General features: G+C 34.8%; 9 protein-coding genes. All 9 read right to left on the bottom strand.

Features of this window, described 5'->3' with window-relative positions; all coding sequences use genetic code 11:
• Positions 1 to 237: 237 nt before the first annotated feature.
• Positions 238 to 699 (bottom strand): hypothetical protein, encoded by a 462-nt coding sequence (locus M0D58_RS07225; RefSeq protein ID WP_248394607.1) that lies wholly within the window; start codon positions 697 to 699, stop codon positions 238 to 240.
• Between the two features lie 170 nt (positions 700 to 869).
• Positions 870 to 1,082 carry a hypothetical protein gene (locus M0D58_RS07230; protein ID WP_248394609.1) on the bottom strand — a complete coding sequence of 71 codons (213 nt, stop codon included), beginning with the start codon at positions 1,080 to 1,082 and terminating at the stop codon, positions 870 to 872.
• A 114-nt stretch (positions 1,083 to 1,196) separates the two neighbouring features.
• On the bottom strand, positions 1,197 to 1,610 hold the full coding sequence (locus tag M0D58_RS07235; protein WP_248394611.1) for a hypothetical protein: 414 nt from the start codon (positions 1,608 to 1,610) through the stop codon (positions 1,197 to 1,199).
• A gap of 77 nt (positions 1,611 to 1,687) precedes the next feature.
• A complete protein-coding gene (locus tag M0D58_RS07240; protein WP_248394612.1) occupies positions 1,688 to 1,957 on the bottom strand; it encodes a hypothetical protein in 270 nt (89 codons plus the stop codon).
• A 24-nt stretch (positions 1,958 to 1,981) separates the two neighbouring features.
• Positions 1,982 to 2,281 (bottom strand): hypothetical protein, encoded by a 300-nt coding sequence (locus M0D58_RS07245; RefSeq protein WP_248394613.1) that lies wholly within the window; start codon positions 2,279 to 2,281, stop codon positions 1,982 to 1,984.
• A 9-nt stretch (positions 2,282 to 2,290) separates the two neighbouring features.
• A complete protein-coding gene (locus M0D58_RS07250) occupies positions 2,291 to 5,965 on the bottom strand; it encodes a DUF6443 domain-containing protein (RefSeq protein ID WP_248394614.1) in 3,675 nt (1,224 codons plus the stop codon).
• A 4-nt stretch (positions 5,966 to 5,969) separates the two neighbouring features.
• Complete coding sequence (locus M0D58_RS07255; protein WP_248394615.1) at positions 5,970 to 8,870, bottom strand: hypothetical protein; 2,901 nt, start codon at positions 8,868 to 8,870, stop codon at positions 5,970 to 5,972.
• Between the two features lie 6 nt (positions 8,871 to 8,876).
• Positions 8,877 to 10,505: a T9SS type A sorting domain-containing protein gene (locus M0D58_RS07260; RefSeq protein WP_248394616.1), complete on the bottom strand. Its 1,629-nt coding sequence runs from the start codon at positions 10,503 to 10,505 to the stop codon at positions 8,877 to 8,879.
• Between the two features lie 587 nt (positions 10,506 to 11,092).
• Positions 11,093 to 11,773, bottom strand: coding sequence for a TrmH family RNA methyltransferase (locus M0D58_RS07265; RefSeq protein ID WP_248394618.1), 681 nt, complete (start codon positions 11,771 to 11,773; stop codon positions 11,093 to 11,095).
• Positions 11,774 to 11,841 lie beyond the last annotated feature (68 nt).

The following is an 11,841-nucleotide window of genomic DNA, read 5'->3' on the forward strand; positions in this document are numbered from 1 at the left end:
AATAAATTTGTTTTTATTTGATTATGCTTTTAAGGAATAGGTTGTATTGATAATAAATATTTATTTTCAGAAGCATGTAATCTATGTGCTAATATGTATATATAGAGAAGACTGCATTTAAACGGTGATTAATTTTTAAAATAAAAAGAGTAACCAAATGGTTACTCTTTTTAAGCACTAGTATATATATTATTTAATTGATCGCTAAAACGTTACCAACAAGAATTACAATAAGTATCATAATAACTGTAGTTTATCGTATATCTGACCAGTTCCATTACTATCGAAATAATATTCTTCTTCATTTGCATTATCCATTTGACATATGTAATATTCAAAATTATATTTCTTTTGAAATTCCTTAGTCCAAATTTTCACATAATCAATATTCATTTTTTCATTAGTCTCTTTCAAATCCTTTGAATCAAAAAATAATAAAATCTCAATTTCTTCATTAGTGCGTCCTATATTAATAAATACTTTAGGTACAATTTTATCTTTTATCTGTAAGCAATCAGTATTAATTACTAAATCGACATATTTCTTAGAGTTAATGATTCTCATTGCGCTACTAAAAGTAACAGGCGAATTAACCTCAGGTGAGGTAAAATAAACTTCTCGTGCATCTATTAGTAATTTTTTTACAAAGCTGAAATCTACAATTGAAAATAGACCTCTAAATATTACTTCTATTAACATAATCTTAATTAATCTAAAAATCCTTTAAACTGCCAGTTTTCTTGAAATCTAATTCCTCTACCATCATACAAGATATTAAAAAATAGGCAATAAAAATTCCGCCTCAATTTTGAGACGGATTTGTATCATCTATTACAGATTAAAATCAGCAAAATCGGAAGCGTAAATTATTAAGCATCGTGAATTGCATAATCATAAAGAATTTTGGAGGTTTGTTCTGTACTAAGTTTCTTACTGTTGGATTCTTCTATAGCATCTAAGAAATAATAAAAATCAAACAGATTTGAATAGTCGATATCATCGTATGTATATTCTATATTGCCTTCTGTTTTTTCGATTTCAAAAAAAGCAATATTCTGATCAAAACTTACTGGCTTTTCCATATAAATTTCAATAACTTCAGATTTCTGATCTAATGAATGAGTTTCACAAAAATTGTTCAAATGATCCACCATTTTTAAAATAACTTACCAATTCTATCAATTTTCATGCTTAAATTATTTCTTCATTATATAAATTATCTCTTCATGCTCTAAATTAGAATTATAATTAAAAACTCTATCTTGATTTTCCCACCTATTTTTACCTACTAATAAACCACCGGCAATTATATAATATTGAAGTCCTTTAGACTGTAATTCAAAGATTTTCATATTATATTTTAAGAATTCTAGGCTGATTCTTTTTGGTAATTGCTTACTTGTAATTTCTTTAATGGTTATCCCATTAAAGCTTGACGGAATATCAATATATTGTACACTCCAAAATTCAAGATCAATATTATAAGAAGTATTTTCCGAGTAGTCATCTTGATCAGGATATTTCATCTCACTACGGATTAATAGTGAAGAATGACTTAGTGTATAAGCCCATAATTTAAAACACCTGTCTGACGTATAAAAATCTTTCATATTTTAGTAACCAAAAGGAGAATAATTTGACAATATCTCGTAACCATCACCAGATTTTCTATAAAAAGTAGTTTTATTTAATAATTCAGGATTATTAAATATTGTATGTATTCATTCCAAATTTTATTAAAATCTTCTTCCGTAATAAAATCACTTTCTTGTAAATCTAATTCATCAAGTGTTTGATCATACAAAATTGATTCTCCATTTATTGGACTATTTAAAGTAAGTTTCAACTTAGAAGTAGGTGTTATTTCTAGTTGTCTTACTGCTTTATTATCTTGAAAATGTAAGTAAAATAAAACATCTTCTTCCTCCCAATATTTTTTCACAAATACTTCTTTCATCTTTAGATAAGTAGCAAAGCCCGATTAAATAGGGCTTTGTTCTCGTAATTTCTCTTTTGTCTCGATTAGCTTCTGCTTTAATTGTTCTTCATTATAATAAGTATCTGGGTATTTAAATAAATCCTCTTGAACATCAGTATATCTACTGCTTATTTTATCCAATTCAGAAAACGCAGATTGTTCTATATCTGTTAAATCATCACTTTTAATCTCCAAACTATAAGAGTAGTAATATTCATTACAAAATGTCCAACCATTTATTTGTCCGGACAAATATTGGTCAATAAGCCAATATAATCTTCTTTTATCACTTTTTTCAAACATAATTTATTATCACTTTATTGCAGGTAAAGAACCCAAAGGTTTTTGGGTATATTTAAAGTGCATTATTGTATTAGTTCCCTCATCGTATAAAACCTCTACATTATATAGCTTGTCATTCTTCCACATTTGCGAATAATGCATTAGCGCTTTTGTACCCCGAGGGTCGCTAACTACAGACATCGGAGCTTTTATTATATCATCTAAAGTCTGAATAGGTATCATACGACCCGCTTCATCCATATGCTTAGCGGCTGTATTTGTGAACTTATATAATTCTTTTCCACCCTTAGCGGTAATCTTTCCAAAACCTTTGATCCCATATTTTGCACCAGTTCCTATCAGAGGAATCATCGCGGAAAAACTAGCCATGGCATTAATGTTTTGGCCTCTTCCTAGATAAATTAAGCCATTGGCACCATCAAACACTTCCCCTAAAACAGGAATATTCCCTAAAAGATCGAAACCAAATTGAACATCGTCTATTGGGTCTCCTATAGCTGCATACAACGTACTTCTTGACTGATCCAGTCTATATTCTGCCAAATCCTTTCTATACTGCACCCAAGGATCAACAGGAGTGCCTGCGCCGCCACCGCCGCCACCGCCGCCTCTGATTGCACTGATAGCATCACCTAATCCCATACTGATATGCGAAAAGGCTTCACCTGGGAAAGTAGCGCTATTGTAAGGCGTGGAAACAGCTGGCGCTGTCTGAGTAGTTTTTGGCTTCCCAAGAACAACCTCTTCTATCGGAAAAGCACAGTTATTATTTGCGAAATTACCATTTGTATCTGAGTTGCATTTTCCATTTGGATCTCTAAATCTTATCGGATTATTTCCTACATAACCATACGGGCTGCTGTCATGATACAGTTCAGAAAGCTGATCCATCCCATACCATCTCCCCAGATCCGGCATATATTGCCTCCAGCCGTAATCATACATTCCGGTTTCCTGCAGCTCCTTTCCATTGTACTTGTAATTGGTGTATCTTCCAAATCCGAAATATGACGGATCGTCCGGTCTTATGTGATTCATTCCGAAAGGATAATAATCATTTCGATCTACCACATTGACAACACCATTTGAGCCTTTAAAGAAACTAACCCGAACATTACCCAACTGATCTTTATACTGATAAATATACTTATTATTTTCGAAATCGTAAAAGCCTTCGGAAGTCGGTATAAACTTCAAAACGTTATTATAGCTATATTCATTCAGAAATTCCATAAAGGCTTCAGATTCATAAGCCTGGCCTCCTGCCTCCTGAAAAGCATTCCAGATATCTTCACTCTTATCGGATGACGAATAATAAAAACCATCAATATAATCTGTTGATGCGCCAACGATCTGACCTGTATCTCCTGTGACAGAAAATTGCTTACGCAGTTTGGTTCCATCTGCGCTGTAAATGTAATTGACAATTTTCCTGTTTTCGTTGGATTTTATTGAATTAGGAAGATTAAGGTGATTGTAAGATATGGTCTCAATAGATTTATCCGGCATGGCGGTCATATTGCCGTTACTGTCGTAAGAAATTTTATTTTTACCACCTTCGTAGCCCGTTGGATTACCACTTTTGTCTTCTACTGAAGTAAGCTTGTTGCCATTGTATTCATAAAATAAGTCATCGATTGTCTCTGCGTTATTTCCATAAAAGGACGGCGCATTTCTTGTAAGACGTGTAATATTTCCATTGGCGTCATACTGTAGCGTTTCGTTGTAATGATTATTAACCGGCAACGCAGCAGAAGGTTCTGAATATATTGCCGATGTTAAATTTCCAAAAGCATCATAAGCATAATCATATCTCTTATGAATGCTATTATCGGAGGATTTCCAACTGACTTCAGAAATATTACCGTTATATTTTGCAGGTGCTATTCCTACAGGATTATCATAGCGTATATCGTAGGCAAAAAGTTTATTTGTAGGAGTTAAAAATTCCTGTTTATTAATTCCTGTCTCCCAGCCCAGTATATTATAACTGTAATCAATTGTTTCTACAGGAGCAGAAAGTGAAGTTCCACCTACCTTTTTTTGTGTCACGCGGGACATATCATCATATTCACGCTGTGAAAGAATTTCTTCAGGATTGTTATTAACTTGGTGATAATGTATCTTTATACGTTGCCGGTCATCATAGGTATATCTTTGTTTAATGATCGTTTCATTATCCGAGCTTAATCTTTTATGATATATATAATCTTCAAGAGGAAATCCGGCGAAGTTCAATTTCATCTCTGTTTTGGTATACCCTCCCAAATGATTTATATTATGAGTGCCAATAGCCTGGCCTTTTTGATCATACCAAACATAGGTACTTGTCCATTCATTATTTTCGACATTTCTTACCAAACTTGCGGTAGGCAAACTTTTGGTGCTCCTGCTGGATTTGTAACCATTGCTCATTAAAGCTACAGGAGCAGCTCCTAATGTATTTGAGCCTAATATTGTTGCAGGCTTTGCCGGACTTCCTGTAGGATATTCATCATAATAATTAACGGAAAGTATGGTTATTCCCGTAGATGGGAAAGATGTCTTCGTATAGTAGATATTTTTTCCGTCCGATACGAAAGGAGTTGTAGAGAGACTCTCGTTCGAAGACGTATAGGAGGCATTATCCAGGCTATTTTGAAGTTGTATTCTCGAAACGCTGCTTGCATAAATTCCCGTATAAACCGGTCTGTCAAATTTATCATATTTCACAAAAGACCATGAATGATTATGCTGATTAGAATCTTGAGTTAAAGCCACTCTCCCCTGTTTATCGTAGACAATATATTCCCAATAATTCCTACCCGGAAGATGGCTTTCTGCCAATCTGTTATATTTGTCATAACGATACTGATAGCACAAGCTGTCTAAAAATCCGTTAAGCTCTGTAATGCTTTGCGCCTTTGATGCAGCGGGAGGGATAATAAAAGTAAGATTATACGCTTGGTCGTAGACATAATAGGTATCTAATTTACTTAGGGTTGCCGGGTTTATTTTACGGACAAGCACCTGTAAACCTGCGCTATTAACAAAAATCTCTGTTATATTGTTGTCTTCATCTTTGGTAACAAATTTATAAAGTGTATTGGCATTATAATATCCGTTTGTGGTAAAGCTGTCTGAAGCTTCAGTCAATGTAACATTGTTAATTTTTGATGCAGAATCCCAGCTTGAGATAGCTTTGTAATTTTTAACTTCAGATGCCGTGTTTGCTGAATAAGTAACATTTTGCGTATTGGGTCCGTTGATCTTCCAGGCTTCACCAGGGGAAGACTTTTTAAAAACTTTTGCTACTGGGGATTTTTCATAATCAATTTGTGAATATGCATTTGTAACCCCATAATAGCTGTTCACACTATTTTCCGTAATGCCTGAATGCTTTGCTCCATTCAAGGTATTTGACGGTAATGGCAGATAGCTTTTTGAAACTTTCCCGTTCTCGTCATATAAAACAGGTAACACTATATCCTTTCCTGAAGGAGTATTTTTAATGGATACAGCCTGAGTAGTTCTTCCCAGCCCGTCTAAGTATTGAACACTTTGTATTTGCTTTGCAGAAGGCTGGCTTGAAGCAACAGGCTCCAAATAGGTCCGGGAGTAAAGATAGTTCTCCGTATTCGTTAAGCTCTGTGCAAAAAGTGAAGCTGCTATAAAAACATTTATAAATATTAGTATTTTCTTCATCGGTCTATGGTTGTGGTTTGATATTATACTTATACTCATTCAAAATATTTCCGTTTACATCTACTACCATCTTCAGTTTTCCATTAGAATCGTATTTGTAAATCGCTCTGATACCGTCAGGTGGTGTGACACTTGTTACTCCTACCAAAGGATCATAAGTATATGTTGTGATCATGAAATTTTTAAGCTGAGTACTATTACGATACGCATCGAGTTCTTCCAGTAAAAGTTTTTCTGAGGCCTCATCAACATCCTGATCAGAACGAGCTACAATTCCTTGAAAACCCTCCGGAAGCAGCACGAATCTTATATCCTGTGTTGTAGCGCCCTCTATCTTAGCAATTGGCAATGATTGGTTATATCCGTACACTAAAGTTGTTGGAAAGCCAACTCCTGTTGTTTCGTCTATATTAGTAGTATATTGTAATAAATTCCCTTTACTGTCATACTTATCATAACGAATCGCTGTTTTTAAACTTCCATCATACGCATTATTGCTTACAATTGATGTGGGATAAAGACTGTTATTTGCATATTTCACATCAATGATGGAAATTACTGATCCATTTGCCTTCTCAACAGTTTTCACCGGTATACCTATAATGTTATTATCAAGCAGATGCTGATATTCGTTGGTTTGTCCGATCAGTGTAAAAGGATCGGGATACGAATATATTTTTTCAGCAACACTTCCATCGGCATTAATCTCTTTAATACTTGAAAGACTATATAAATTTAACCAGTTCTCATAATTATACTCTTTTCTATTAACAACTGTTGCCTGATTTACAAGAAAGTCGGTTTCGGTTTGTGTTAATTTTTTAATTATACCCAAACGCATATATCCGTATCCTGCCGGAATTTCAACTACTCCTCCACTTTTTTGCTGAAGATCATAATTATAGGTATATTCTTTTACCTTGTTATTACTACTATCAAAAATAGATTTTTTATCCAGTAGACCTCTTTGAGTCAGGTTGTAATATTCTTTCACAGGAACTGTAGTTCCACCAATATTTATAAATGTGTCCGGATAATCACTTGGCAGTTTGTAGTAATTGTTGATGTATCCCATGTTCTCTCCTTCAGCAATTTTTACATTCTTATAGAGTATAAATTCTGAAGAAGTATATGTATTTTCGTTAGCAAATTTATATCCGCTAGAGCTATTGCTATTGTCGAACAGGTTATAAGAGTAATTAAAAGTATTATCAGGCACTGTGCTTGAAGGTGAACTAAAGTTCTTTATCTTTTTAATTCTTACCCCTTGCGTATAATCAATATTTTTATAAGGAGGGTCTGTATTTTTTAATTGATAAATTGACAGGGTACCCGAAGCATAAATGTCAGGAAATTCAATATTATGTTTTCCCGGGTTTAATAATAAAGTTGACGTAGAACTGAAACTACTTTCATCATAGTACGCACTTCCGCATAACAAAAGGTCATTAGAAGAAGTTCCGTTTATTTTAAATCTTGCAAAAAAATTCCCCGGATTCTCAGGTAAAAAAGGGTTGTCATAGTTTCTCTGTGCGCTAAAAACAAAATATATTCTCTTCTGCTTGGTAGGATCTCCCTGAAGATTCCAGAATTTTAAAGTAGCTGTATTCGTATTTGAATAAGTAATATCAGCTATATGCTCAATACTCTGAATTGTAGGATCAATATAATTTTCTTGTAAGCTTTGTATATACTCAGCCTTATTTTTATCAAAAAAATATTCATTAGGCTCGAATTCATACTCTGTAACCCCTCCAGTTGGTAAGTATATTTTCTTCAATAGTCCAATTACACTATTAGAAGGATACGGATGAGTCTCTGATGTTCCGGTACATGTTATACCTGTAAAATTGGGAATATTAATACTGCCGTCCAAGCCTAAGGTATTATACTCAAACCTTGTTATTTCAGGAGAATTGGGATTTTCGAAATTCTTCTTCAGAATTCTTTCTAAAACTCGTTTTTGATTATTTAATGTTGAAAAATACTTGAACGAATACTCAAAAGTAAACTCAAACAAATCTTTTCCATAATAATTTTGCGCTTTTATCTTTGATACACTGTAAGGATCATGATAAGTAGTACTTAAAGATGAATCATAATTGTACTCAATATCAATCTTTCCTAAAGATGGACTTGTCACCTTTTTTAATTTGCAGCTTTCATAAAGAAATGTTGATGTTCCTGGTACATACTGATTATTTTTTTGATATTCATAGGTCAGTAATTCCATACCGCTTGCATCTTTAATGCTCGATAGATAAAAAGCAGATCTGTACATTTTATTCTGAGATGAATAAACTGACTGACTGTAGTCACTAAATACAAATTTATATCCGTTAATATCCGTTATGGTAAAAGAATTTACGATTAAGGTTGCCGTATTACTTGTTCTGGTTAATTCAATCTTTACATTGTTTCTATCATAATCACCAATCCTAAATGTATTGTCGGCAGTATTCCTGATAATTTTAAATTTTCCTGATACACCGTTTGGAAGCGTATAATAATACACATCATTGAAAGAGTTGACACTATAATCCGGATGAGCAACATCATCATATAACTCGTCCAGGTTTCCAATGATTTGTCTTGATATATTTCCACCGCAAAATAATGTCCATCCCAGACCTACCTCACTTACAAAGTCTTCATTATTCACATTGTAAGGGTTATATGACAGTATAATATCTTCACTTATTTTATCTCCTTGGGCTGAAATCCCCCCAACTGGAATTGAAATATTTGGAACTCCCGTGGCCGTCGAAGTGGGCATTTCCTGATAAGTAGTACTATACGACGTGGAAGGAATCGGTCTTGGAAGATCACCAAAATTTAATTGCTGAGCTTGTGAGAAAATTTCAATACTCAAAAGAAAGTATAGAAGTAGTTGTAACTTTTTCATCTTAATCTATTTCTTAATCAGTTTAGCACTCGCTGTTTTATTATCATTCGTTTTCACGGTCACCAGATACGCCCCCTGAATCAGATTCTGCGTGTTGATCTTTGTGACTTTATTTTTTGTTTTCAGGCTCTGAAGCTGTCTTCCGCCCATATCATATACAACAATTTCTGCCTCGAACTTTCCATCACCCAGCTTCCAGCTTCCATCTTCCATTCCAATCTCCACATACGCGTAATCTGATACAGGATTTGGGTAGATCTTAATATCCTGTTTTTCGATCAACTGATCAATCTGCCTGTCACCCAGCTTTACGATCTTCCAGTTTTCTTTTCCAAGCTCTTCAGCGCTGGTTCCGGCCAGTATAATCGAACCGTCTCTGTTCAGCTTAATATCCGAAAGTCTTTCTTCCCTTTTCCGGGATTCTCCCTTCACATGCTTTCTCCATTGTTCATTACCATTTTGATCCAGATACAGCATCCAGAACGTTTCATCATCAGTTTCAATTCTTCCTTCAGCCTGGGTATAACCTCCCAATAAAACACCTTTAGACTTCCTGCTTCCATCTTCCTGCTTCCCGGCTATTACGCTCATTCCCATCAATACATCCCGGTTCTTGAAGTTGTAAGATTTCTGCCACTGCTCATTTCCACTCATATCAAGAGCAACCAACCAGAGGTCTGTTCCTTCTTCAATTCCGACCGTCTTATTTCCTGATCTTTCCGACCTTGACTCTCCGCCAATGATGTAGCCTGTAGATGTTAAGGCTAAAGTTCTCAAATGGTCATCTCCATTTCCTCCGAAATTCTTTTCCCATTCTACTTTGCCGTCTTTATTGAGCTTGATGATCCAGTAATCACCCTCCCCGAAATTTTCTGTCTTCTTAGATCCTCCGGCATTGCTTCTGGAATACACTCCGAGTAAAGCGCCTCCGTCTTTCGTTGGAATCATTTTCTCTACTTCATCCAATCCTTTTCCGCCTAAAATCAATTGTGATAATTCTTTTCCGTTTTTATCCAGTCGTACAATCAAAACATCTTTGGATCCGTAACTTTTTATTGTACCCTGAGGTTCTCGAAGGGTGACATTTCCTGCCACAAAGAATCCCAAATCCGTTGTTTGAATTACCGCTCTGGCTTCTTCATCCGAAATACTTCCAATCGTTTTCTGCCACAATTCATCCCCGAATTCATTGATTCTGATCAGCCACATATCAGATCCGCCTTTGGATTCTTCTTTTTTGTCTAAGCCTTTCCCGCTGAATGAAGTTCCTGCTAAAACGAATCCACCGTCCTGAGTGTTCACCGTAGTCGAAAGGAAATCATGGTTTTGCCCCGAGAAATATTTTTCCCAGACTTCTTCGCCCTGCTGGCTGAGTTTAACCAAATGAAAATCGTAACCGTTATTAGGCTGCTGGTTGTTGGCTGTTGGCAAATGGCTTTTGCCTCCAGCTTTGGACATGTTATTTCCTGTCTGGATAGAACTGCCGGTTATCAAATACTGCTGATCAATAGTAGTGGTAACCTGGGAAAGAAAGTCCTGGGTAGAGGATTTAATGTCTTTCTGCCAGATCACTTCCTGGGCAGAAATGCCCAGAACAGAGCACAAGAACAGTGCTCCTGAGTATATTTTATTCATTCCTAATGTTTATTTCGAGTTGTTGATTATTAATTTAAATCGCTGCAAAAATATTATTTTTATTTTTCCTTAAAAAGATATACAGTGTAAATTTTACGTGAATATTACCATAATAATTAATTATAATTATTATGGTACAAAGATATTGCGGAGATACGACAAAAGATGTCGTGTTATTTAATGATGAAACATTTTATTTCAATTCTGGAAATATCCTCCAAATCGACGTGAGTATCAACAGATATTTTATTCTACTCAATTTTAAGAAAATTTAATCTCCAATAAAAGCTATTTCGATAAAAAAACAGATCAACGAAAAAATACAAAAATTCTTAAGAAATAATCAGAATTTCTTCGACAATCCTTCGGGTGTTGTTCGGAAACTCTTCGGAAAAAAGTATATTTTTCCGAAGCTGACCCGAAGCTGATCCGAAGAAAACACCTCGAAACCGGTCAAATCCCTTCACAGTTTTCACAAGTGATTTAAAGATGGGATCTCATTCTACATTTGTTTTGTTAATTTTAAAAATGAAAAGAAATGGCTAGAATAATAAAATAGATTCTTATAAGATTTTAAATAAAAAAAGCTATTTAAAAATTTCAGGAAGCTGATGATCCTTCAAGTATTTGTTAAAAATCTCCTGTCCGCTCCGTATAGAATTGACAGCCCATCGAATTTTCATTTTTAACAGCTTTTCCTCATTTAGTTTATAATTCATACCCGATTTAATCAGCTTTTGCTTTAATTCATACAGGCAGATAGAAGCTGCCACCGAAACATTAAAACTTCTTGTAAAACCGTACATCGGGATAGCCAGTGTCTCATCTGCAAAATCAAGAATTTCCTGTGAAACACCTTCCATTTCGGTTCCGAAAACCAAAGCAACAGGTTCTGTAATCTGATATTCAGGCAGCATTACCGCATTATTTTCCAGCGAAACAGCGACTATTTTATAGCCTCTATCCCTGATTTTCTGAAAAGATTCCATATTTCGGGGAAGTTTCTCAACCTCAACCCAGGTATCTGCCCCTTTGGTGACGCGAAGATTCGGTTCAAAACTATATTCTTCCTGCAAAGCCACCACTTTATGAAAACCACAGGCTTCTACCGAACGTACAATTGCAGCTGCATTGCGGAACTGATAAATATCTTCCACCACCGGCAAAACAAAATCCGAGCTTTCTAAGGAAAAATGCTCAATTTTGGAAAGTCTTTCTTCCGTTAAAAACTGCTTTAAATATTCAAAAGTTTTTGCTAAATCTTCCATTCATTTTCAAATCTTTGCAAATTAACGTAATTTTGAGGAATCCTCCCGAATGAGGCCTGAAAATCTAA

Source organism: Chryseobacterium nepalense (assembly GCF_023195755.1).
GTDB classification, from domain to species: Bacteria; Bacteroidota; Bacteroidia; order Flavobacteriales; family Weeksellaceae; genus Chryseobacterium; species Chryseobacterium nepalense.

Excerpts from the sequence above, each read along its gene's own strand:
- M0D58_RS07225 (WP_248394607.1), bottom strand. The coding sequence starts at position 699 with ATGTTAATAGAAGTAATATTTAGAGGTCTATTTTCAATTGTAGATTTC.
- M0D58_RS07230 (WP_248394609.1), bottom strand. The coding sequence starts at position 1,082 with ATGGAAAAGCCAGTAAGTTTTGATCAGAATATTGCTTTTTTTGAAATC.
- M0D58_RS07235 (WP_248394611.1), bottom strand. The coding sequence starts at position 1,610 with ATGAAAGATTTTTATACGTCAGACAGGTGTTTTAAATTATGGGCTTAT.
- M0D58_RS07240 (WP_248394612.1), bottom strand. The coding sequence starts at position 1,957 with ATGAAAGAAGTATTTGTGAAAAAATATTGGGAGGAAGAAGATGTTTTA.
- M0D58_RS07245 (WP_248394613.1), bottom strand. The coding sequence starts at position 2,281 with ATGTTTGAAAAAAGTGATAAAAGAAGATTATATTGGCTTATTGACCAA.
- M0D58_RS07250 (WP_248394614.1), bottom strand. The coding sequence starts at position 5,965 with ATGAAGAAAATACTAATATTTATAAATGTTTTTATAGCAGCTTCACTT.
- M0D58_RS07255 (WP_248394615.1), bottom strand. The coding sequence starts at position 8,870 with ATGAAAAAGTTACAACTACTTCTATACTTTCTTTTGAGTATTGAAATT.
- M0D58_RS07260 (WP_248394616.1), bottom strand. The coding sequence starts at position 10,505 with ATGAATAAAATATACTCAGGAGCACTGTTCTTGTGCTCTGTTCTGGGC.
- M0D58_RS07265 (WP_248394618.1), bottom strand. The coding sequence starts at position 11,773 with ATGGAAGATTTAGCAAAAACTTTTGAATATTTAAAGCAGTTTTTAACG.